Here is a 21,935-nt window from a genome sequence, read left to right as displayed (position 1 = left end):
ACATGGACGCGCGAACCCACGACCTCGCCCCGGCCGCCGCTCCGGACGCCGGCCTCGCGCCGACGCGTTCGGGAGCCGCCCGGTTCGCGCCGCCCAGCCTTCGCCCCGTCCTGACCTTCCTCCACCGCTGGGTGGGGCTATTCATCGCAGCATTCCTGTTCGTGTCCGGCGTCACCGGGGCGGTGATCTCGTGGGACCACGAGCTGGACGACGTGCTCAACCCGCACCTGATGTTCGCCCGGTCGAAGGGCGGGGCGGCCCTGCCGCCGCTCGACCTGGCGCGCCGGATCGAGGCCCGCGACCCGCGGGTGCAGGTGACCTACCTGCCCCTGGCCCCGGAACCGGGCGGGACCCTGGCCTTCGGCGTCGCGCCCAAGCGGAACCCCGCCACGGGCAAGCTGTTCGAGCCGCATTACAACCAGGTGTTCATCGATCCGGCGACGGGGGCGGAGCAGGGGCGGCGCGAGTGGGGCGCGGTCTGGCCGATCACCCGCGAGACCTTCGTCTCGTTCCTCTACGTGCTGCACTACAGCCTGCACATTCCGGCGATGTGGGGGATCGACCGCTGGGGGATCTGGCTGCTGGGCGGGGTGGCGATCCTGTGGACGCTGGACTGCTTCGTCGGCTTCTACCTGACCCTGCCGCGGCGCCGGACGGCCTCGCCGAGGCGGGGCCACGCCAGTCCGGCCAAGGGATTCTGGGCGCGCTGGAAACCGGCCTGGATGATCAAGACCTCGGCCAGCGCCTACCGGATCAATTTCGACATCCACCGGGCGTTCGGCCTTTGGCTGTGGGGCGTGCTGTTCACCGTGGCCTTCACCGCCTTCTCGCTGAACCTCTACAGCGAGGTGTTCTATCCGGTGATGTCCAAGGTCTCGAAGGTGACGCCCGGCCCCTTCGACCTGCGCAAGCCGGCCGATATTCATTCGCCGATTGTCGCCGCCCGCACCTACGCCCAGGTGCTGGACGGCGCCCGGGCCGAGGCGGCCCGGCGCGGCTGGCGCGCGCCGCCCGGCAGCGCGTTCTACTCGCCCGAATACGGCGTCTACGGCGTGGCCTTCCATGCGCCCGGCGGCGACCACGGCGCGGCCGGGGTCGGCCCGCCCTACCTCTACTACGACGGCCAGACCGGGGCCCTGCTGGGCGTCCGCCAGCCGTGGAAGGGCACCGCCGCCGACATCTTCGTCCAGGCCCAGTTCCCGCTGCACTCAGGCCGCATCCTGGGCCTTCCGGGGCGGATCCTGATCTCGCTGACCGGCGTGGCCGTGGCGGCCCTGAGCGTCACCGGCGTGGTCATCTGGCTGAAGAAGCGCCGGGCGAGGGTGGGGCGCAGGGCGAGAGCGCTCTAACCCGCCAGCTTCCACGCCTGCTTGAGGTCGGCGACCAGCTCGGCATAGGCGCGGTCCTTGGCGTCACGGTCGGGGATGCGCAGCATGAACGACGGGTGCCAGCTGACCAGGGCCAGTTCGCCGCCGTCCAGGGCCTGGCGCTGGCCGCGCGTCTTGCCGATCGGCAGGGCCTTGCCGAACACCGCCTGCACGGCCGTCGCTCCCAGGGCCAGGATGACCCTGGGCCGCACCAGCCGTCGTTCGGCGCCCAGCCACCAGCGGCAGGCCTGGACCTCGCCGCGGTCGGGGGTCTTGTGCAGCCGGCGCTTGCCGCGCGGCTCGTGCTTGAAGTGCTTGACGGCGTTGGTGACGAAGACCCGGTCGCGGGGCGCGCCGGCCTCGGCCATCGCCCGGTCCAGCAACTGGCCGGCCGGGCCGACGAACGGGACGCCCTGCAGGTCTTCCTGGTCGCCCGGCTGCTCGCCGACGATCATCAGCGCCGCCCTGGGCGGGCCCAGCCCAGGCACCCCTTGGGTGGCGTTCCGCCACAGGTCGCAGCGGCGGCAGACCTGGATCCCGGCGGCGATGTCTTCGAGGCTGGTCGGAGCGTCTTCGCCGTTCGATCTGCGCGCCTGCTTGGACGCGGACCTGAGCTCGCGTTCCGACGGCCTGGCGGGGTGGGCGGCGACCATGATCCGGGTCCGGCCTCGTGCTGTCTCGGTCAGGTCTGAATGACCGCCGTCTCCGGCGGGTTCCGCCTGGACCGATCACTCGCCTGTGAGGGAACGGAGCGGGCCAGTCGGGGTTATGCTGAACCCATGGCGCGGCTCGGCATCCTTCACGAAACGCGGTACAGCTACGCCCGGCCGGTCGGCTTCGGGGCGCACCGCCTGCTGATCCGGCCGCGCGACAGCCACGCCATCCGCATCAGCGAGGCCTCGCTGCAGACCTCCCTGCCGGGCGAGACCCGCTGGACCTATGACGCGGCCGGCAACTGCGTCTGCTGGTTCACGCCGCGGGGCGAGGCCGACAGCCTGACCATCACCAGCCGCCTGGTCATCGACCGCTTTCCCGCGCCCCTGACCAGCCTGCATGTCGACGACCCGCACACCGTCTCGCCGATCGTCTACGCCCGCGAGGACCGGGCGGTGCTCAACCCCTTCATCGTCCCGGCCACAGAGGACGAGGATCGGGTGCTGCTGCGCTGGCTGCGCGGCCAGATGGAACGTCCCGACGAGCCGGCCCTGGACTTCCTGCTGCGGATGAACCGCACGATCCACGACCAGTTCGACTATGTCCCTCGCGAGGAGGCCGGGGTCCAGACGCCGGCGGAGACCATTGCCCGGGGCAGCGGCACGTGCCGCGACTTCGCCTGGCTGATGGTCGAGGCCCTGCGGCGGCTGGGCTATGCGGCGGTGTTCGCCACCGGCTATGTCCACAGTCCCGGCGCGGCGATGCGCGGGGCGGGGGCCACCCACGCCTGGTGCGAGGTGTTCCTGCCCGACCTGGGCTGGACCGAGTTCGACCCGACCAACGGCCTGGCGGAATCGCCCGACCTGATCCGGGTGGCCGCCACCCGCACGCCGGGCGAGGCGAGGCCGGTGTCGGGCACGATCATCGGCGAACCGGGCGAAACGCACCTGAGCGTCAGGGTCGAGGTCCGGCTGCTGGACGCCCTGGAGGCGGCGGCGTAACGAAGACAACAAGAAAAATTTGGGAGGACAAGGTGATGATGAGACCGTTCCAGCAGCAGGAACCCCTGAGCGGCGGCCACCTGCCGCACCCCGAGCCCAAGCCCCAGCACGGCCAGAAGCCGGACGCCGAGTGCCTGAAGACGCCAGAGAAGCGCTCGTTCGAGCCTCGCCCGGCGCACTGATAGGGGCGAGGGGGCGACGACCCGAATGCGCCCTCTCCCAAAGGGAGGGGGAGAAAATGTCCGCTACTCTTTCCTGACCCAGCCGGCGTCCGGTTCGCGCCAGAAGCGGAACGTCGAAGACGGGCGGCGGCGGTGATTTCCGAACTCGATCCGTGGCGGACTCTGTGCGTCCTTCGAGGCGCGCTCAGGAGCGCGCACCTCAGGATGAGGTGATCTCTACTGAATTCCTCATCCTGAGGCGCCCGCGCAGCGGGCCTCGAAGGACGCACGACACGTCCGCCGACCACCCCCGGCGGACATTCGGCGCGTCGGTTCTCAGGCGCGTATCGATGTCGGCGGGAGGGGGCGACGGGAAGCGGGGGAACCGGCCTTGAAGCCTGGGCCCGCCCGCGAGCCTCTATCCCCCGCCGATAGCCAGCAAACTTCAGCCATTTCAAGACGTTGAAATTTCTCGACGTCAATCTGTCCTCACCCTTCCGAACCGCTCGATAATGGTCTCATCCCAGCGCATGGGGAGGGACGTCGGCCGGCGACCTGACGGGCGGTGGGAAGTGGTCGAGCGGGAAGGCTTGGCCGCCGTGTCTTCTTCGGAAGACGTCTTGGGTCGGTCCGCAGCAGGTTCGCCTTGGTCGCGACGAAGCTTCGGCGCCCGGGATAGGCGGATGGGTCAGCAGGTGCAAGGGGGTTACTCGCACGGTCCGGGACCGGGGCTCGCCGCCCTGGCCCGCCCGCCGGGGGCGAATGAGACCGGCTAAGCGCTAAAACCGCTGCCTACCGGACGCTCCTGGAAAACGGACTACGCGAAGCGCCAGACTTCGTCGAAACGGTACCAAGACTCGCAATCCTTCCGGGCGAAGCCCGGGCGCTTCGCGACCCTCCCCAATCTTCAGCGGTGATCCGCGTGAAGCGGCGAAGCCGTGTTCATCAGGATCTCCCACCGGAGGTAGGTCCCAGAAGGAGCTGACGCCCATGACCCGGCCTCGCCAACCCCGCCCCCGTGACGCGATCGAGCGCCGGATCCTCGACCTCGAGGCGGCCAAGACCCGGCACGCCAACCTGACCCGTATGGCTCGCCTGGAACGCGAGGTCGCGGCCCTGCCGGACCCGCGGGCGCCCACGCCCAACGAGCTCGCCCGCCGGGCTTCCGAAGCGCAGCTCGACAAGCTTCTGAACGATTGGTCGAATCCCCGGGGACCGGAGAGGGGCGACTAGAGCATCGCGCGGAAAAGTGGATGCCGGTTTTCCGCAAAAGCGATGCGAAAACAAAAAGTTAGAGCAAATCGTGTGATTTGCTCTAACCCCGCACCAGTTCCCGCATCGCCTTGTCCAGCCCGTCCAGGGTCAGGGGGAACATCCGGTCGTTCATCAGCTGCTTCATCACCCCGATCGACTGGGTGTAGTCCCAGTGCCGTTCGGGCGTAGGGTTCAGCCAGACGGCGCTCTGGTAGATGTCGGTGACCCGGCTCATCCAGACGGCGCCCGCCTCCTCGTTCCAGTGCTCGACGCTGCCGCCCGGATAGGTGATCTCGTAGGGGCTCATCGTCGCGTCGCCCACGAAGATCACCTTGTAGTCGTGCGGGAACTTGTGGAGCACGTCGAAGGTCGGGATCTTCTCCACCTGGCGGCGGCGATTGTCCTTCCACACCGCCTCGTACAGGCAATTGTGGAAGTAGAAGAACTCCAGGTGCTTGAACTCGGTCCTGGCGGCGCTGAACAGCTCCTCGCAGAGCTTGATGTGGCCGTCCATCGAGCCGCCGATGTCGAAGAACAGCAGGACCTTGATCGTATTGCGCCGCTCGGGCCGCATCTGGATGTCCAGGTAGCCCTTCTCGGCGGTGCCGCGGATCGTGCCGTTCAGGTCCAGCTCGTCCAGCGCCCCTTGCCGGGCGAACTTGCGCAGGCGGCGCAGGGCCACCTTGATGTTGCGGGTGCCCAGTTCGACGCTGTCGTCCAGATTCTTGTATTCGCGCTTGTCCCAGACCTTCACGGCCCGGCCGTGGCGGCTCTTGTCCTGGCCGATGCGGACGCCTTCGGGATTGTAGCCGTTGTTGCCGAAGGGCGAGGTGCCGCCCGAACCGATCCACTTGCTGCCGCCCTCGTGGCGTTCCTTCTGCTCCCTCAGGCGCTCCTGCAGGGTCTCCATCAGCTTCTCGAAGCCGCCCATGGCCTCGATCTGGGCCTTTTCCTCCTCGGTCAGGAACTTCTCGGTCAGGGCCTTCAGCCACTCGGCCGGGATGTCGGCGGTCAGGCCGTCCTCGACGGTCTCCAAGCCCTTGAACACGTGGCCGAACACCCGGTCGAACTTGTCGAGGTTCTTTTCGTCCTTCACCAGGCTGGCGCGCGACAGGAAGTAGAAGTCCTCGATCCGCCGGTCGATGACGTCCTTGTCCAGGGCCTCCATCAGCAGCAGGTATTCGCGCAGCGACACGGGCACCTTGGCGGCGCGAAGCTCGGAGAAGAAGCGCAGGAACATGGCGGGGCGGGCTTTCGAACGAGTGTTCGAAGGATGGCGGGTTATCGAGCGCGGCGCAACGGTCGTGCGTCCTTCGAGGCCCGCTGCGCGGGCGCCTCAGGATGAGGGGTTCTCTATGGCTTTCCTCATCCTGAGGTGCGAGGCGAAGCCGAGCCTCGAAGGACGCATCGCCTCACCCCCGCCGCAGGATGAACTCCAGGTCCCGCGTCTCGCCCACCGGGAAGTGATACTCCCCGACCTTCTCGAACCCCAGGCGGCCGTAGAGTTTCTGGGCCCCGAAGTTCTCGGACCACACGCCGATCCACAGCGGGCGCGGGCCGTCCTTTTCCAGCCAGTCCAGCGCGGTGTTCAGCAGCAGCGAGCCGCGCCCGCCGCCCTGGAAGGTCTTGAGCACGTAGATCCGGTGCAGCTCGCCGTCGCCGGGCTTCACGTCTGGATGAGGCAGGCCGCAGGGGCCGGCGGTGGCGTAGCCGATCGCCTCGCCGTCCAGGTCCAGCAGCCAGGTGGCCTTGTCCGGATCGGCCAGGTCGCGCCGCGTCCGCTCCAGGCCGTAGGCGTAGGCCAGGAAGGTCTCCAGGTCCTCGGCCGGGTAAAGGTGGGCGAAGGTCTCGGTGAAGGTGCGGGCGCCGAGGCTGGACACGGTGTCGGCGTCGTCCAAAGTGGCTTTGCGGATGGTCGCGGCGGTGCTCAACGGCTAGGATCCTCGCATGGATGTCGCGCTCTATACCCACCTGGATATGCTCGACCATCGGCCCGGCGACAACCATGTCGAGCGGCCCGAGCGCCTGCGGGCGGTGGTCGACGCTCTGGACGACGACGCGACGCTGGACCTGCAGCGGTTCGACGCCCCGCTGGTCGACCTGGCCGACCTGGCCCGCGTCCACCCCCAAGGCTTCATCGACGCGGTGCTGGCCGCCGCGCCGGACAGGGGCCGGCGGGCGCTGGATCCCGACACCGTGCTGTCGCCCGGCAGCCTGACCGCCGCGCGCCGCGCCGCCGGGGCGGTGGCCGCCGCGGTCCGGGCCGTGGCCGGCGGGCAGGGGACGCGGGCCTTCTGCGCCGTCCGGCCGCCGGGCCACCACGCCGAGCCGGACACGGCCATGGGCTTTTGCGTGTTCTCCAACATCGCCGTGGCGGCCCGCGTCGCCCAGGCCTCGGGGCTGAAACGCGTGGCGATCGTCGATTTCGACGTCCATCACGGCAACGGCACCCAGGCGGCGTTCGAGCACGACCCGACGGTGTTCTTCGCCTCGATCCACCAGTCGCCGCTCTATCCGGGCACCGGCGATCCGTCCGAGACCGGAGTCGGCAACGTGGCCAACGCCACGGTCGCGCCGCACGCCCCGCGCGAGACCTGGCGCCGGGGTTTCGAGGGGCTGGTGGACCGGGTCGACGGATTCGCGCCGGACCTGATCCTGGTCTCCGCCGGCTTCGACGCCCATGTCCGCGATCCCCTGGCCGCCCAGAGCCTGGAGGCCGAGGATTTCGCCTGGGCGACGCGGGCGATCGCCTCGGTCGCCAACCGACGTTGCGGCGGGCGTATTGTCTCCTCGCTCGAGGGCGGCTACGACCTAGAGGCGCTCGGCCGCTCGGCGGCGGCGCATGTCAAGGCGTTGCAGGAGGGGTGAGAGGTCCAGACGTCGGTCGCCGGTGGCGACGAACCGGACCTCCAAGATCTATGGCCGACGAATCCGCCGACCACCTTTCCTCGCCGGAACCTTCTGGGGCCGCCGCGCGCCCCGGCGCGATTACCCTGGCCCGCCACGGCGAGCCGGCCCTGTCGCGCAAGGTCCGCTTCAACGCCCCGGCCTATGGCGAATGGTGGGCGCGCTACGAGGAGGGCGGCCTGCTGCCGGGCCAGACCCCGCCGGAGTCGCTGAAGGCCACGGCCAGGCGAGCCGGGGTGATGATCGCCTCCACACGCCGGCGCTCGATCGAGACCGCCACCGCGGTGGCCGACGGCAAGGCCTTCGCCACCGACCCGCTGTTCATCGAGGCGCCCCTGCCGCCGCCGCCCTGGCCGCGCTGGATCAAGATGTCGCCCAAGCACTGGGGCTTCTTCGCCCGGTTCTGGTGGTGGTTCTTCGATCACCACGCCGGTCAGGAGAGCCGGGCCCAGGCCGAGGTCCGCGCCGACCAGGCCGCCGACATGCTGATCGATCTGTCGAAGAACGGCCAGGAGGTGCTGCTGGTGGCTCACGGCTTCTTCAACACCATGATCGGCCTATCGCTGCAGAAGCGCGGCCTGAAGAAGACGCTGGATCAGGGATTCCAGTACTGGTGCGTAAAGCGCTTCGAGCGGCCCTGAACGCCCGCCCAAGCGCCAGGGGCCTCCAAGCCACCGGCCCAGTTCACCAAAAGCCCCGCCAACGGCGTTGCCCGCGCCGCGGCCCGCCACTAGGGTGCGCCCATTCGCCCCCGGAGTAGAAATGATCAGTCCGCAAGATCTTGAAGGCATGAGCTTCGAGCAGGCCCTGGCCCGTCTGGAGCAGATCGTCGGCGAGCTGGAGTCCGGCAAGGCCGAGCTCGAGCGCTCGATCGAGATCTACGAGGACGGCGCGGCGCTGAAGGCTCACTGCGAGAAGAAGCTGGAAGCGGCCCGCCTCAAGGTCGAGAAGATCGTGCTGGGCCAGGGCGGCGCCGTCGCCGCCGAAGCGGCCGAGTTCAACTGATGGGCCAGGCGTCGCCCCAGATCGGCTACGAGGACTTCGAACGGGTCGATATCCGCATCGGCACGGTGATCGAGGCCACGCCGTTTCCGGAGGCGCGCAAGCCCGCGTACAAGCTGACCATCGATTTTGGTCCCCAGATCGGGGTGAAGAAATCCTCGGCCCAGGTGACCAAGCACTACGCCCTGGACGAACTGATCGGCCGCCGCGTGGCCGCCGTGGTCAATTTTCCGCCGCGCCAGATCGGTCCGGTAAAGTCCGAGGTCCTGTGCCTGGGCTTTCCGGACGCCGAGGGCGGCGTGGTGCTGGTCGACGTCGACCGCGACGTTCCCAACGGGGGGAAGCTGTTTTGATCGACCTCGAAAAGCGCATCGTCCAGGCCGCCGACATCGTCACCGTGGCGCTGGACGAACTGCTGCCGCGGGCCGACGGTCCGGAGAGCCGGCTGACCGAGGCCATGCGCTATGCGGCCCTGGGACCCGGCAAGCGCCTGCGGCCGTTCTTCGCCCTGGAGACGGGCAAGATGTTCGACCTGCCCGAGCGGCCGGTCCTGCGCGCCGCCTGCGCCCTGGAGTGCATCCACGCCTACAGCCTGGTGCACGACGACCTGCCGGCCATGGACGACGACGACATGCGCCGCGGCCGTCCGACCGTCCACGTGCAGTACGACGAGGCCACGGCGATTCTGGCCGGCGACGCCCTGCAGACCGCCGCCTTCGAGATCATGGCTCATCCCGACACCCATGACGACGGCCACGTGCGCTCGGAGCTGGTGCGCAAGCTGGCCATCGCCTCGGGCGCCAAGGGCATGTGCGGCGGCCAGATGATCGACCTGCTGGGCGTCCGTGACGACCTGGGCGCGGTGGCCCGGATGCAGCGGCTGAAGACCGGCGCCCTGATCGCCTTCGCCTTCGAGATTCCGCTGATCATCGCCCGGTCCAAGGCCGAGGAGCGGGCGGCCCTGATGGGATTCGCCCAGGACCTGGGCCTTGCCTACCAGATCGTCGACGACATCCTGGACGCCGAAGGCGACGAGGCGCTGCTCGGCAAGGCCGCCGGCGGCAAGGACGCCGCCAAGGGCAAGACCAACTACGTCACCCTGTTGGGCCTCGAAGCGGCCAAGGAACGAGTCAACCTTCTGGCCGCTCAGACTCGATCACATCTCGATATTTTCGGCGAACGGGCCGAACATCTGCGCCTCAGTGTGGATTTCGTGCTGGACCGCCGCAACTGACCGCGCTTTCTTCGGACATGCCTGCCTTGACCCCTCTCCTCGACACCATCGCCTCGCCGGCCGACACGCGCGGCCTCAGCGTGGCTGAACTGAAGCAGCTGGCGAACGAGGTGCGGGCCGAGACCATCGACGCCGTCTCGGTGACCGGCGGCCACCTGGGCGCGGGCCTGGGCGTGGTTGAGCTGACCGTCGCCCTGCACCACGTGTTCGACACGCCCAAGGACATCGTCATCTGGGACGTCGGCCACCAGGCCTATCCGCACAAGATCCTGACCGGCCGCCGCGACCGCATCCGCACCCTGCGCCAGGGCGGCGGGCTGTCGGGCTTCACCAAGCGGGCCGAAAGCGAATACGACCCGTTCGGCGCGGCCCACGCGGCCACCTCGATCTCAGCCGCCCTGGGCTTCTGCGCCGCGCGGGACGCGAAAGGCGAGAACAACAGCGTCATCGCCGTGATCGGCGACGGCTCGATGAGCGCCGGCATGGCCTATGAGGCCATGAACGCGGCCACCGACACCACCAAGCGCCTGATCGTCATCCTCAACGACAACGACATGTCGATCGCCCCGCCGGTGGGCGGCATGAGCGCCTATCTGGCCAACCTCGTCTCGGGCGGCGCCTATCGCAAGGCGCGCAAGCTGGGCAAGACCGTGGTCGAGAAGCTGCCGACCCCGATCCGCGACGCGGCCCGCAAGGCCGAGGAATACGCCCGCGGCATGGTCACCGGCGGCACCTTCTTCGAGGAGCTGGGCTTTCACTATGTCGGCCCGATCGACGGCCACGACATGGACGCCCTGGTCAGCGTGCTGACCAACGCCAGGAACTTCGACGAGAAGCCGGTGCTGGTCCATGTCGTCACCCAGAAGGGCAAGGGCTACGCCCCGGCCGAGGGGGCCGACGACAAGCTGCACGCGGTGGTCAAGTTCGACGTGGTCACCGGCCAGCAGCAGAAGCCGGCCGCCGGCCCGCCCAGCTACACCAAGGTGTTCGCCCAGGAGCTGATCAAGCACGCGGCGATCGATGACAAGATCGTGGCGATCACCGCCGCCATGCCCTCGGGCACCGGCCTGGACCTGTTCGGCAAGGCCTTCCCCGAGCGCACCTTCGATGTCGGCATCGCCGAGCAGCACGCGGTGACCTTCGCCGCCGGCCTGGCCGCCGACGGCATGAAGCCGTTCGCGGCGATCTATTCCACCTTCCTGCAGCGCGGCTACGACCAGGTGGTGCACGACGTGGCGATCCAGCGCCTGCCGGTGCGCTTCGCCATGGACCGCGCCGGCCTGGTCGGCGCCGACGGCCCGACCCACGCGGGCTCCTTCGACATCGGCTTCATGGGGGCTCTGCCCGGCATGGTGCTGATGGCCGCCGCCGACGAGGTGGAGCTGGCCCACATGGTCTCGACCGCCGTGGCCATCGACGACCGCCCCAGCGCCTTCCGCTATCCGCGCGGCGAGGGCCTGGGCCTGACGATTCCCGAGCTGGCCGCCCCGCTGGAGATCGGCAAGGGCCGCATCGTGCGCGAAGGGACCAGCGTCGCCATCGTCTCGCTGGGCACGCGCCTGACCGAGTGCCTGAAGGCCGCCGACCTGCTGGCCGCCCGCGGCCTGTCGGCCACGGTCGCCGACGCCCGCTTCGCCAAGCCGTTGGACGTCGACCTGCTGCTGCGCCTGGCGCGCGAGCACGAGGCGATCGTCACGGTCGAGGAAGGGGCCATGGGCGGCTTCGGCGCCTTCGTGCTGCAGGCCCTGGCCGAGCACGGCGCCCTGGACCGCGGCCTGAAGATCCGCACCCTGGTGCTGCCCGACGTCTTCCAGGACCAGGACAAGCCCGACGCCATGTACGCCCAGGCCGGTCTCGACGCCGAGGGCGTCCTGCACGGCTGCCTGGCCGCCCTGGGCGTGGACAACATCAGCGCGGCGGGGCGGCGCGCCTAGAGCGGATCCGTCCTAGAGCGGCGCGCAGACCTCCTCCAGCCAAGCCCGAACCTCCGGCTCCACCCGCGGCCCGATCTCCCGCACGACGCGGGCGTGATAGGCGTCGAACTGGGCGATCTCCTCGGGGCTCAACAGGCTTTTGTCCACCAGCCGCCGGTCGATCGGGGCCAGGGTCAGGGCGTGGAAGCGGTGCATCGGGCGGTCGCCGGTCCCGACGGGCTCGGCCGGCATCACCACCTCGAGGTTCTCGATGCGGATGCCGTATTCGCCGTCCTTGTAGTAGCCCGGCTCGTTGGAGACGATCATGCCCGGCTGCAGGGCGATGGTGTTGGGGGCCTTGCTGATCCGCTGCGGACCCTCGTGGACGCCCAGATAGACCCCGACGCCGTGGCCGGTGCCGTGGTCGTAGTCCAGGCCGTGGCTCCACAGGGCCGCGCGGGCGAAGGCGTCGATGGCCGAACCGGTGGTGCCGGCCGGAAAGCGCAGGCGGGCGATGGCCAGGTGGCCTTTCAGGACCAGGGTGTTGCGGGTGACCATCTCGGCCGTCGGCTCGCCGATGGCCACCGTGCGGGTGACGTCGGTGGTGCCGTCCAGATACTGGCCGCCGCTGTCGACCAGCAGCAGCGAGCCCGGCGCCGCGCGTTGGTTGCTGCGCTCGGTCGGGCGATAGTGGGGCAGGGCGCCGTGGCCGTTGGCCGCGCCGATGGTGTCGAAGCTGAGGTCCTTGAGCACGCCGGTCGCCTCGCGGAAGGCCTCCAGCTTGGCGACGGCCTCTTTTTCGTCCGGCGGATTGACCTGACCTTCGGTGGCCAGCCAGTGCAGGAAGCGGGTCAGGGCCGCGCCGTCGCGCTTGTGGGCTTCGATCGTGCCGGCGATTTCGACGGCGTTCTTGCAGGCGCGCGGCAGTGTGCACGGGTCCATGGCGCGGACCACCTCGGCTCCGGCCTCGGCCAGGGTGTCGAAATACCAGGCCGAGGATTGGGCCGGGTCGATGACCACCTTCTGGCCCGCCAGTTCGGCGAGGGCGTCGTCCAGGGCCTCGGGGGCTTCGAGCGACACCTGGTTGCCCAGCCAGACGGGCAGGTCGTCGGTGACCTTGGCGGGATCCAGGAACAGCCGCGCCGTACCGTCGGCGCGCAGCACGGCCTGGGACAGCGGCAGGGGCGAGCGGATGACGTCGCCGCCCCGGATGTTGAACAGCCAGGCGATCGAGGCCGGGGCGGTGATCACCGCGGCGTCGGCGCCCAGGGCCGCGACGGCCGAGCCGACGCGGGCGCGCTTGGAGGCCGATTCCTCGCCGGCGTACTGGACCGGATGCGGCACGACCGGCGCGGCCGGCTGGGCGGGACGCTCGGCGCCCCAGGCCTCGTCGATCGGGTTGATAGCCACGGGCTTCAGGGCTGCGCCGGCCCTGGCGGCGGCGGCCTTCAGGCCGTCCAGCGCCTGTGGGCTGTGCAGGCGGGCGTCGTAGCCGATCACCGCGCCCTTCGGCGCGGTTTCGAGATAGGCGGGCACGCCGCCCTCGACCAGATCGCGGATCTCGAACACGCCCTGGTCGACCTGTTCGCGCACCTGCAGGGTGTAGCGGCCGTCGACGAACACCGCGGCCCGGTCTTTGAGGATCACCCCGGCCCCGGCCGAGCCGGTGAAGCCGCTGGCCCAGGCCAGGCGGTCGTTGGCGGCGGGCAGGTATTCGTTCTGGTGCTCGTCCTCGTGCGGCACGAGGAAGCCGTCCAGGCCCTGGCGGGCCATGGCGGTGCGGATCAGGGGAACATGTCGGGGGCCGAAGCCCGGATCGGTGGATTCATCGAAGGTCTGGCGCATGCTTCCGATTTAGTCCCGCCCCTTCGACCTGGGAAGGGGCGGGTTGCGATCGGGAGCCTAGTTCACCGGCTGCGGTTGCTGGGCCGGCGGGGCTTGGACGTTCGGATCGGCCGACGGGGCCAGGGTGTCGTCGCGCGACGAGGCGGCGCGGGCGGCGGCGTCGTGCGCGGCCTGGACGGCGTTGGCGGCCGTGTTCTCGGTCGAGCGGCGGGCGCTGTCGGCGGCGGCGCTGGCGTCGCGGGCGGCCTGCTGGGCGACGATCGTGGCCTGGGCGGCCCCCGTCTGGGCGCTTTCAGCCACGGCGGCGGCGCGACCCTGGTCCTGGGCCTGGGCGATCTGGTCGTCGCTGGGCGTACGCGCCCCGACGGTCAGCATGAAGGCGATGGCGACCACCGCGACGATGGCCACGGCCCCGGCCACGAACCAGCCCGTGGCGCCACCCTCGCGGCGGACATGGACGACGCGTTCGGGGGGCGGGGCTTGGGGATCGACATAGGTCATGACGTTGCTCCTGGAGCGAGAGTGTCCCGCCTGGAGAAACGTGGGGAGGGGGAACGGCGTTCCGTTCGTCAAACCCTGTCCCAAGGGAGAGGGTGTTCCTCTACGGCCGCTGCAGCACCAGCGCCGCCCAGGCGTCGCGGTGGATGCGGTTGACGACCTTGAAGCCGCGCGAGACGTACGCCGCCTTGACCATCCGCTCCTGGGTGCGCAGCAGGCCCGACAGGATCACCGTGCCGCCCGGGACCAGGGCGCGCTTGATGTCCTGGGCCAGGCTGACCAGCGGCCGGGCCAGGATGTTGGCGAACACCAGGTCGTAAGGGGCGTTGTCGGCCACCAGGCGGTTGGACAGGCCCGAGGCGTGGACGAAGCGGGCGTTGGCCCGGTTGACCTTGGCGTTCTCGCGCGAGATCCGCACGCTGGGCTTGTCGATGTCGGTGCCGACCGCGACTTTCGAGCCGGTGCGGGCGGCGGCGATGGCCAGCAGGCCGGTGCCGGCCCCGACGTCGAGCACCTTGTTGAACTTCCGCGCCTTGATCAGCCGGTCATAGGCCAGCAGGCAGCCGACGGTGGTGCCGTGGTGGCCGGTGCCGAAGGCCGCGCCGGCCTCGATGCGCAGGTTGACGGTGCTGGCCGGCAGGCGGCCGCGGTCGTGCATGCCGTAGACGAAGAACCGGCCGGCGCGCACCGGCGGCAGGCCCGACAGCGCCATGGCCAGCCAGTCGGCGTCGGCCAGCTGCTCGCGCACCACCTTCAGCGGATAGCCGGCCAGCACCGCCAGCAGGCCCGCGTCCTCCTCGTCGGTGGTCGGGAAGGCGTCGATGCGCCAGACGCCCTTGTCCTCGTCCTCTTCGAGGATCGAATAGGTCGCGCCCTCGAGGCCGGGGTGGTTGTCGATGGCGTCGGCGGCGGATTCGGCGTCGGCGCGCGCGCCGCGGGCGACGATCTGCTGGGGCGTATAGTCGGTCATGCCGCTCCAGTAGCGGGCTAAGCGCCGAAAGGCGAGACCGTGCGCTTGCCAAATATCGGCGCCAGGGCCGGACCGCGCGCGGGGCCGGGCGCCCAGATTTCGGGTTCGGTCTCGGGTTCGGCTTCCGGCTCGGGCGGCGCGAGGCTCCAGGCCAGCGGGGCGGCGTCCAGCGGAGGGGCGTCCGGCGTCCGGCGCCTGGGGTCGGCCCAGACGGGGCCGAGCAAGCGGGTCACCGCCGCGCAGGCCAGGGACCAGACGATGCCGTTGCGCTCCAGGATGAAGCTCTCGGAGAAGGTGGTCATCAGGAAGATGGCCAGGAACAGGGTGGCCCAATAGCCGTCCTGCACCCGGCGAAACCGGAACAGGGCGACCAGCAGCGGTCCGCCCAGCACCAGGGCGCACAGGCCCACACCGATCCAGCCCAGCTGGGCCAGGATGTCCAGCCAGCCGTTGTGGGCGCTGGGCACCAGCCAGCCGGTCTCCTTGCGGATCCAGTTGGCGGGGACGGAATCCAGGGTCCAGAACACCCCGTAGCCGTAGCCGGTCAGCGGTTGTTTGGCCGACTGGCGCAGCAGGCCGGCCCAGATGTCGGTGCGGCCAGTCAGGGACGGATCCTTGCCCAGGGCCTTGAACAGCAGTTCGGGCGCCAGCCACATGACCATGGCCGCCATCACGACGACCGTGACGCCCAGCCAGACGACGATCACCGCCGTGGCCGGACCGCGCCGCATGGCCGCCAGCAGCATCGAGCCGCACAGGCCGATCATCAGGGCCAGCAGCGAAGTCTTGGACTTGCTCATCAGCAGCATCGCCGAGCACAGGACGATGGTGAAGACCATCTGCTTGCGCCGGGTCGAGCCGGCCAGCAGCGCGGCCATGGCGGCCAGGGCGCCGTAGACCATCATCGCCCCCATCTGGTTCTTCTCGTACCAGAGGCCGCGCCAGTCGCCGGCGTTGATGTCGTGCTGCACGCCCATCTTCGGATAGGCGATGGCGGCCAGCAGGCCGCCTGCGGCCAGCAGCAGGAAGGTGATGGCGATGATCTCGGCCATCCGCCGCCCGTCGAAACTGGCGGCGAAATAGAAGCCGAACAGGGTGGTGAAGGCCGCCGCCAGGGCGCGGCGGTTGGTGGTGTCCGGGTTCAGCGACCATGAGGCCGAGGCGTAGACCCAGAAGACCAGCAGGCTGAGCCCGACCGCGGGCAGCCAGAACCGCATCAGGCGCGGGGCGCGCCAGGCGGCCAGGCCCAAGGTCAGGGCGTAGACCGGCAGCCACATCAGCCGCAGGACGGGAATATTCTCGCCGCCGGCCTGCAGCGGATCCAGCAGCGGGCCGATCAGGGCGTTGGACAGCATGAACAGCACGAAGCCGCAGGCCAGCGCTTCCAGCTTGCGCCAGAGGTCGGGCGGTTGGTCGGGCTGCTGTTGGGTGTCCGCCATTTCGATCCAGGTCCTGGCGCGAAATGGGACAGGCGCCGCGGGTTGAAGCCGTTGGCAGCAAGGGTGAGGCCGAGCTTGGCCTTGGGGCGGTCCGTCCGGGACTAGTAGGCCGCCGCGACCGCCATGGGCGCGCTGGGGGCTTGCGGCGCCGCGATCACCGGCGGCGGTTCGGGCGCTTGCGGCGCGTCCTCGGGCAGGCGGGTGTTCAGGATGTCGCCGGCGGTCGACGGCCAGTTCCGATCCACGGGTTCCGCCGGCCGAATGTACTGGGCTTCGGTCTGGATTTCCGGCTCCGGCTCGGACCAGGCGGCCGGGACGTATTCGGGGACCTCGTACGACGCCACCACTTCGGGCGGCTGCTCCGGCTGCCGGCCAGGGAGGAAGTCGGTGCCGACCACATAGTCCGGGACCTTGCCGGTGGGCCAGGCGATTGGCTGGACCGTGTCGCCGGCGGGCCCGGACAGGAAGACGGTGTCGACCTGCGGGGCCGTCTGGGAGCCGGTCCGCAGGATCAGACCGCCCGTCAGCCCGACCGCCAGGGCGACGGCGGCGCCGGTCAGCGCGGTGCGATGGGGAAGGAGAACCGAAGCATCCATGGCGACAAAAGCGCATCGGACGGCAAAACGTTCTATCGCGGCCGTGCGAAGAGTGCGCGGGAGGTGTGCGAACCGGCCTGTCCTTTCGGCTGTCACGCCCTAGGCTCGCGACTCACCAGAGGAAACCGCCATGTCCCGCCGCCACATGCTCCGCGACCGCGCCTCGGGCGGCCATGCGCGGGTCACCTATGTCGAGCTGTTCTTCGACCTGGTGTTCGTGTTCGCGGTCACCCAGCTGTCGCACGGCCTGATGGCCCATCCCACCCTGCTGGGCGTGATCGAGACCGGCCTGCTGCTGATGGCCGTCTGGTGGGCCTGGATCTTCACGGCCTGGGTCACCAACTGGCTGGACCCCGAGCGGGCGCCGGTGCGGATCATGCTGTTCGTAGCCATGGTGGTGGGCATGGTCATGACCATGTCGATCCCCAAGGCGTTCGGCGACCGCGGCCTGCCGTTCGCCCTGGCCTTCGTGACGATCCAGCTGGGCCGCAGCCTGTTCACCGCCTGGGCGATGCGGGGCCACCCGTTCCAGAGCCGCAACTTCACCCGGATCTCCATCTGGTTCGCGGCTTCGGGCGTGCTGTGGATCGCCGGCGGCCTGGCCGAGGGCGGCGCCCGGCTGGCCCTGTGGGGCGGGGCGCTGGCCCTGGAGTACGTCTCGCCGGCCCTGGGGTTCTGGACGCCCGGCCTGGGCCGGGCCCGCGCCGAGGAGTGGGACGTCGAGGGCGGCCACCTGGCCGAGCGCTGCGCCCTGTTCACGATCATCGCCCTGGGCGAGTCGATCCTGGTCATGGGCGCGACCACGGCGACCCTGGGCTGGACGCCAGTGGTGATCGCCGCCTTTCTGGCGTCGTTCGCCGGCAGCCTGGCCATGTGGTGGATCTATTTCTCGTTCACGGCCGAGGCCGCCAGCGAGGCGATCAGCCACGCCAAGGACCCGGGGCGGCTGGCGCGCGAGGCCTATACCTACATCCACCTGCTGCCGATCGCCGGCGTGATCGTCACGGCCGTCGCCGACGAGTGGACGATCCACCATCCGCTGGGCCACACCGACCTGAAGACGGCCCTGGCCGTGATCGGCGGGCCGTTCCTGTTCCTGCTGGGCGGAGTGCTGTTCAAGCGCGCCGTATTCCGCTCCTGGCCGCGGGCCCAGGTGGCCGGTCTGCTGGCGCTGGCGGCCCTGGCGCCGCTGAGTCTTGTGGTGGGGCCGCTGGCCCTGTCGATCGCCACGACGGTGGTGCTGCTGGGCGTGTCGGTCCGCGAAGGGCTGGTTCGTCGCTCGAAGGCTCGGGCGGCCTAGACGCTCAGCGCCGCATTGGTCGCCCGCACCAGGCCGTCGATGACGCCTGGCTCGGTCGAGGCGTGGCCCGCGTCCCAGACGATCTCGAAATTGGCTTCCGGCCAGGCGCGGTGCAGGGACCAGGCGCTGTCCAGCGGCGTGACCACGTCGAAGCGGCCCTGGACGACCCAGGCCGGGATGTGCCGGATCCGGTCGATGTTCTTCAGGATCCAGCCGTCCTCCTCGAAGAAGCCGCCATTGGCGAAGAAGTGGCATTCGATCCGCGCGAAGGCGATGGCGAAGTCTTCCTCGTTGAACTTGGGGGGGCGCGCCTCGGGGCCGCGCAGCGAGATGGTGTCGCCCTCCCATTGGCTCCAGGCGCCGGCCGCCTGGGCCTGGACGCGGCGGTCGGCGTGGGTCAGGCGCCGGTGGTAGGCGGTGATCAGGTCGCCGCGTTCCTCGGCCGGAATCGGGGCTAGGAACCGCTCCCAGGCGTCGGGGAACAGCATCGAGGCGCCGTCCTGGTAGAACCAGCGCAGCTCCTTCTGGGTCAGCAGGAAGATGCCGCGCAGCACCAGGGCCTCAACCCGTTCGGGGTGGGTGATGGCGTAGGCCAGGGCCAGGGTCGAGCCCCAGGAGCCGCCGAACACGGTCCACTTCTCGATTCCCAGGTGCACGCGCAGCCGCTCGATGTCGGCGATCAGGCTCCAGGTGGTGTTGTCCTCAAGGCTGGCGTTGGGGCGCGAGCGACCGCAGCCGCGCTGGTCGAACAGGGCCATGCGCCATCGGGTAGGGTCGAAGAACCGCCGCATGGTCGGATTGACCGCCCCGCCGGGGCCGCCGTGCAGGATCACCGCCGGCTTGCCGCGCGGGGCGCCGCATTCCTCGTAGTAGATTTCGTGGGGAGCGTCGGCGGCCAGCCAGCCGAACGAAAAGGGCTCGATATCGCGAAACAGGCCGCGGCGACCGTTGACGGACATGGGCGAGGCGGAAGCGTTACGATCCATGGCGCAACCCTAAACCGGTTTCGGGCCGCGAGGGAACGGCGGCGGAGGGGCATTTCCTTGAGCCGGCCCCATCGTTCGCGCATGCCTCACGTGCGACCGTCGCAACCGCCGCCGCTTTTCCGTATTCTCCCGAGTCATGAACACGCCCGAAGACCTCAGCGACGAAGAGCTGCTGGAGATGCTGACCCCGCGCCAGCTGGCCGAGCTGGACCGCGCGATCGCCGAGATGATGGGCCCCGAAGGCCTGGACAAGGTCATCTCGCTGCAGGTGATGGCCCAGCTCTATACGGTGCGCGCCGCCGAGCGCGATGAGACCTCGGCCCTGGCGATGCTGCAGATGGCGGCGGCGATGCGGCGGCGCGCGGAAATCCTGGCGGCGGATCCCAAGCCTAAGCCATTGGGCTGATCTACGCGTTCGGGAACCGCCGGCCCAGCCAGTCGATCAGGATGGCGTTCACCTCGTCCGGCTTCTCCTGCTGGGTCCAGTGGCCGCTGCCTTCGACCAGCACCTTCTCCAGGTCCGAGATCTGGTCGCCCATGCGGTCGGCCAGGGACGGCGGCAGCACCACGTCGTGCGCGGCCATGATCATCAGGCAGGGGACCCCGTCGATCCGCGTCGGCAGGTGTTCGGCCCGTTCCCAGTTGCGCACGAAGTTGCGGTACCAGTTGACGCCGCCGGTGAAGCCGGTGCGCTGGAAGGTCTCGACGAACACCTTCAGCTCCTCGGGCGCCAGCAACTGGCTGGACTCGTCGGCGACGTCGTAGCGGGCCAGGCCGTCCTGCAGGGCCAGGGAACGGCTGCTGGTCTCGCCGCTGGTGAAGGCGGCCTGCACCCCGGTGGGCTTGCGCATGAAGTAGCGCATGGTCCGCTCGACGTCGGCCGCCAGCTGGGCGTCGGCCACGCCGGGCTTCTGGAAGTGGACGATGTACATGTCCTCGCCGAACGCGTTTCGGAACAGGGTGATCGGGTCAATCGGCAGGCGGGGCAGGAACGGGGTGTTGAGGCCGACGATCCCGGCCGCCCGGCCTGGATGCATCAGGGGCAGCTGCCAGACCACCAGACCGCCCCAGTCGTGGCCGCAGAACACCGCCTTCTCGACGCCCAGGTGGTCCAGCAGCCCGATCAGGTCGCCGGTCAGGTGGTCCATGTCGTAGTCCTCGACCGCCTCGGGGCGATCGGTCAGGCCGTAGCCGCGCTGGTCGGGGACGATCACCCAGCGCCCCGCCGCCGCCAGGGCCGCGATCTGCCAGCGCCAGGAATAGGAAAACTCGGGAAAGCCGTGGCACAGCACGATGGGGACGCCGACCCGCGGCCCGGCTTCGTAATAGGCCATGCGGATCCCGTTGATCCTCGCGAACGACGGTTCGGGCATCGGCGGCGCAAGCTGGGTCATGGCGTTTCCTGCTTTATGTTATTGGCGATCACCCTGCCGGCGAGCGTCGCGCCGGGCAAGGCCGCGATTCCCACGGTCAAGGACTTACCCCTGGGGAAAACAAGCGTAAAAGCGCGTCCATGACCGACAACGCACCGCCCGCGCCCGCCGCCACGCCCTGGCGGCTCGTCCTGATGCTGGGCGCCCTGACGGCCTTCGCGCCGATGTCGATCGACACGTACCTGTCCAGCATGCCCGCCATCGGCCGGACCCTGCATGCGGGGGCCGAGGACGTTCAGGCCACCCTGGCGGCGTTCTTCGCCGGCATGGCGATCGGCCAGTTCCTGTACGGCCCCGCCTCGGACCGGTTCGGCCGCCGCCTGCCGCTGCTGCTAGGGATCGGCATCTTCATAGCCGCGTCGGTGGTCTGCGCTACGGCGCCTTCGATCGAGGTCCTGATCGCCGCGCGCTTCGTCCAGGCCCTGGGCGGCTGCGCGGGACCGGTGATCGCCCGGGCCGTGGTGCGCGACAAGTTCAACCACGCCGACACGGCGCGGGTCCTGTCGATGATGACCTTGATCATGGGCCTGGCCCCGGTGCTGGCCCCGCAGTTCGGCGGCGTCGTGCAGTTCTTCGCCGGCTGGCGCGGCGTGTTCTGGACGCTGGTGGTGTTCGGTCTGCTGATCGGCCTGTGGATCACGCTGAGCCTTGCGGAGTCGCGGTCGGAGGCCACGGCGATCCAGGCGCGCTCGGAGAACCCATTCCGCGCCTACGTCGCCTTGCTGCGCCAGAAGCGGCTGGTCGGCTACGGCCTGGCCGGGGCCCTGAACGGCGCCACCCTGTTCACCTACATCTCGACCGCGCCGGACCTGGTGATGGGGACCTACGGCCACACGCCGCTGGTGTTCAACATCGTCTTCGCCCTCAACGCCGTGGGCATCATCGGGGCCAGCCAAGTCAACCGTCTGCTGCTGCGCCGCTCGACGCCGGACCGGGTGCTGGTGCGGGCCAGCATCGCCTCGATCGTCGCCGCCCTTCTGCTGGTCGCCGCCGCCTGGAGCGGGGTGGGCGGACAGTTCACGGTGCTGCCGCTGCTGTTCGCGGCCCTGTCGACCTACGGTCTGATGAGCGGCAATACCATGGCCGGGGCGCTGAGCGTCGATCCCAGCCGGGCGGGCTCGACCTCGGCCCTGATGGGCGGCATCTCGTTCGGGGCGGGGGCCCTGGCCTCGTGGGCGGGCGGCCTGCTGCACGACGGCACGCCCAAGCCGGTCGCGGCGGTAATGTTCGTGTGCCTGGTGGGCTCCAGCCTGGCGATCTTCGGCCTGGCGGTCCCCAAGGACCGACGCGGCAAGGCGGCGGCCTAGAGCATCGCGCGGAAAAGTGGACGGTTTTCCGAAAAAGCAATGCAAAAACAAAACACTAGAGCAAATCG

Annotated in this window: 23 protein-coding genes and 1 pseudogene; 13 read left to right on the top strand and 11 right to left on the bottom strand. The window is 69.8% G+C overall.

All coding sequences use genetic code 11. The features are described 5' to 3' along the window. Nucleotides 1-2 precede the first annotated feature (2 nt). Nucleotides 3-1,349 (top strand): PepSY-associated TM helix domain-containing protein, encoded by a 1,347-nt coding sequence (locus tag EV278_RS11310; protein ID WP_132090905.1) that lies wholly within the window; start codon nucleotides 3-5, stop codon nucleotides 1,347-1,349. Here EV278_RS11310 and EV278_RS11305 read toward each other — a convergent pair. Further along, nucleotides 1,346-2,020 carry a UdgX family uracil-DNA binding protein gene (locus tag EV278_RS11305; RefSeq protein WP_132090902.1) on the bottom strand — a complete coding sequence of 225 codons (675 nt, stop codon included), beginning with the start codon at nucleotides 2,018-2,020 and terminating at the stop codon, nucleotides 1,346-1,348. The genes EV278_RS11310 and EV278_RS11305 overlap by 4 nt on opposite strands. A 126-nt stretch (nucleotides 2,021-2,146) precedes the next feature. On the opposite strand from EV278_RS11305, the gene EV278_RS11300 reads away from it, so the two are divergent. The 3 genes from EV278_RS11300 (at nucleotide 2,147) to EV278_RS11290 (ending at nucleotide 4,416) form a co-directional block, all read left to right on the top strand. Beyond that, nucleotides 2,147-3,022 (top strand): transglutaminase family protein, encoded by an 876-nt coding sequence (locus tag EV278_RS11300; RefSeq protein ID WP_132090899.1) that lies wholly within the window; start codon nucleotides 2,147-2,149, stop codon nucleotides 3,020-3,022. A gap of 35 nt (nucleotides 3,023-3,057) precedes the next feature. After that, a complete protein-coding gene (locus EV278_RS24000; RefSeq protein WP_165916612.1) occupies nucleotides 3,058-3,204 on the top strand; it encodes a hypothetical protein in 147 nt (48 codons plus the stop codon). Nucleotides 3,205-4,173: 969 nt separating this feature from the next. Next, nucleotides 4,174-4,416 carry a hypothetical protein gene (locus EV278_RS11290; protein ID WP_132090893.1) on the top strand — a complete coding sequence of 81 codons (243 nt, stop codon included), beginning with the start codon at nucleotides 4,174-4,176 and terminating at the stop codon, nucleotides 4,414-4,416. Between the two features lie 82 nt (nucleotides 4,417-4,498). Here EV278_RS11290 and EV278_RS11285 read toward each other — a convergent pair whose 3' ends face one another. The 3 genes and pseudogenes from EV278_RS11285 to EV278_RS11280 all read right to left on the bottom strand — a co-directional run bounded on the left by EV278_RS11285 (nucleotide 4,499) and on the right by EV278_RS11280 (nucleotide 6,368). After that, nucleotides 4,499-5,677, bottom strand: coding sequence for a VWA domain-containing protein (locus EV278_RS11285; protein WP_132090890.1), 1,179 nt, complete (start codon nucleotides 5,675-5,677; stop codon nucleotides 4,499-4,501). Nucleotides 5,678-5,718: 41 nt separating this feature from the next. Continuing rightward, a pseudogene (locus EV278_RS24385) lies at nucleotides 5,719-5,843 on the bottom strand (hypothetical protein); the annotation flags it as partial. A 6-nt stretch (nucleotides 5,844-5,849) separates the two neighbouring features. Beyond that, complete coding sequence (locus tag EV278_RS11280; protein WP_132090887.1) at nucleotides 5,850-6,368, bottom strand: GNAT family N-acetyltransferase; 519 nt, start codon at nucleotides 6,366-6,368, stop codon at nucleotides 5,850-5,852. A 16-nt stretch (nucleotides 6,369-6,384) separates the two neighbouring features. Between EV278_RS11280 and EV278_RS11275 the strand changes: the two genes are divergently transcribed. From EV278_RS11275 to dxs, 6 genes are all read left to right on the top strand, one after another. Further along, on the top strand, nucleotides 6,385-7,305 hold the full coding sequence (locus EV278_RS11275; RefSeq protein WP_132090883.1) for a histone deacetylase family protein: 921 nt from the start codon (nucleotides 6,385-6,387) through the stop codon (nucleotides 7,303-7,305). Between the two features lie 50 nt (nucleotides 7,306-7,355). Beyond that, nucleotides 7,356-7,985: a phosphoglycerate mutase family protein gene (locus EV278_RS11270; RefSeq protein WP_132090880.1), complete on the top strand. Its 630-nt coding sequence runs from the start codon at nucleotides 7,356-7,358 to the stop codon at nucleotides 7,983-7,985. A 121-nt stretch (nucleotides 7,986-8,106) separates the two neighbouring features. Beyond that, nucleotides 8,107-8,349, top strand: coding sequence for an exodeoxyribonuclease VII small subunit (locus EV278_RS11265; protein WP_132090877.1), 243 nt, complete (start codon nucleotides 8,107-8,109; stop codon nucleotides 8,347-8,349). Then, a complete protein-coding gene (locus EV278_RS11260) occupies nucleotides 8,349-8,699 on the top strand; it encodes a tRNA-binding protein (RefSeq protein WP_132090874.1) in 351 nt (116 codons plus the stop codon). Before EV278_RS11265 ends, EV278_RS11260 begins: the two co-directional genes overlap by 1 nt. Next, the gene (locus EV278_RS11255) at nucleotides 8,696-9,580 is read left to right on the top strand and encodes a polyprenyl synthetase family protein (protein ID WP_132090871.1); all 885 of its coding nucleotides are present in this window, start codon (nucleotides 8,696-8,698) and stop codon (nucleotides 9,578-9,580) included. Before EV278_RS11260 ends, EV278_RS11255 begins: the two co-directional genes overlap by 4 nt. A 17-nt stretch (nucleotides 9,581-9,597) precedes the next feature. Beyond that, a complete protein-coding gene (gene dxs / locus EV278_RS11250; RefSeq protein ID WP_132090868.1) occupies nucleotides 9,598-11,514 on the top strand; it encodes a 1-deoxy-D-xylulose-5-phosphate synthase in 1,917 nt (638 codons plus the stop codon). 12 nt (nucleotides 11,515-11,526) lie between these two features. Here the strand turns inward: dxs and EV278_RS11245 are convergent, their stop codons facing one another. The 5 genes from EV278_RS11245 to EV278_RS11225 all read right to left on the bottom strand — a co-directional run bounded on the left by EV278_RS11245 (nucleotide 11,527) and on the right by EV278_RS11225 (nucleotide 16,841). After that, a complete protein-coding gene (locus EV278_RS11245) occupies nucleotides 11,527-13,338 on the bottom strand; it encodes an aminopeptidase P family protein (RefSeq protein ID WP_132090865.1) in 1,812 nt (603 codons plus the stop codon). 57 nt (nucleotides 13,339-13,395) lie between these two features. Then, nucleotides 13,396-13,839 (bottom strand): hypothetical protein, encoded by a 444-nt coding sequence (locus tag EV278_RS11240; RefSeq protein WP_132090862.1) that lies wholly within the window; start codon nucleotides 13,837-13,839, stop codon nucleotides 13,396-13,398. 100 nt (nucleotides 13,840-13,939) lie between these two features. Next, the gene (locus tag EV278_RS11235) at nucleotides 13,940-14,806 is read right to left on the bottom strand and encodes a 50S ribosomal protein L11 methyltransferase (RefSeq protein WP_132090859.1); all 867 of its coding nucleotides are present in this window, start codon (nucleotides 14,804-14,806) and stop codon (nucleotides 13,940-13,942) included. Nucleotides 14,807-14,823: 17 nt separating this feature from the next. Then, nucleotides 14,824-16,245, bottom strand: a complete 1,422-nt coding sequence (locus EV278_RS11230; protein WP_243692159.1) for an O-antigen ligase family protein — start codon at nucleotides 16,243-16,245, stop codon at nucleotides 14,824-14,826. A gap of 101 nt (nucleotides 16,246-16,346) precedes the next feature. Further along, the gene (locus EV278_RS11225) at nucleotides 16,347-16,841 is read right to left on the bottom strand and encodes a hypothetical protein (protein WP_132090856.1); all 495 of its coding nucleotides are present in this window, start codon (nucleotides 16,839-16,841) and stop codon (nucleotides 16,347-16,349) included. A 130-nt stretch (nucleotides 16,842-16,971) separates the two neighbouring features. Here EV278_RS11225 and EV278_RS11220 point away from each other — a divergent pair, with 130 nt between their 5' ends. After that, complete coding sequence (locus tag EV278_RS11220) at nucleotides 16,972-18,141, top strand: low temperature requirement protein A (protein WP_132090853.1); 1,170 nt, start codon at nucleotides 16,972-16,974, stop codon at nucleotides 18,139-18,141. Here EV278_RS11220 and pip read toward each other — a convergent pair. Next, nucleotides 18,138-19,127 (bottom strand): prolyl aminopeptidase, encoded by a 990-nt coding sequence (gene pip, locus EV278_RS11215; protein WP_132090850.1) that lies wholly within the window; start codon nucleotides 19,125-19,127, stop codon nucleotides 18,138-18,140. The genes EV278_RS11220 and pip overlap by 4 nt on opposite strands. A gap of 136 nt (nucleotides 19,128-19,263) precedes the next feature. Between pip and EV278_RS11210 the strand changes: the two genes are divergently transcribed. Next, nucleotides 19,264-19,533: a low temperature requirement protein A gene (locus EV278_RS11210; protein ID WP_132090847.1), complete on the top strand. Its 270-nt coding sequence runs from the start codon at nucleotides 19,264-19,266 to the stop codon at nucleotides 19,531-19,533. 1 nt (nucleotide 19,534) lies between these two features. Here EV278_RS11210 and EV278_RS11205 read toward each other — a convergent pair whose 3' ends face one another. Further along, complete coding sequence (locus tag EV278_RS11205) at nucleotides 19,535-20,521, bottom strand: alpha/beta hydrolase (RefSeq protein WP_132090844.1); 987 nt, start codon at nucleotides 20,519-20,521, stop codon at nucleotides 19,535-19,537. Between the two features lie 119 nt (nucleotides 20,522-20,640). Here EV278_RS11205 and EV278_RS11200 point away from each other — a divergent pair, with 119 nt between their 5' ends. Then, nucleotides 20,641-21,867, top strand: a complete 1,227-nt coding sequence (locus EV278_RS11200) for a multidrug effflux MFS transporter (protein WP_132090841.1) — start codon at nucleotides 20,641-20,643, stop codon at nucleotides 21,865-21,867. Nucleotides 21,868-21,935 lie beyond the last annotated feature (68 nt).

It is taken from the genome of Caulobacter sp. BK020 (genome assembly GCF_004342605.1).
Lineage (GTDB): Bacteria > Pseudomonadota > Alphaproteobacteria > Caulobacterales > Caulobacteraceae > Caulobacter.
This window is presented reverse-complemented; position numbering and strand designations above follow the sequence as displayed.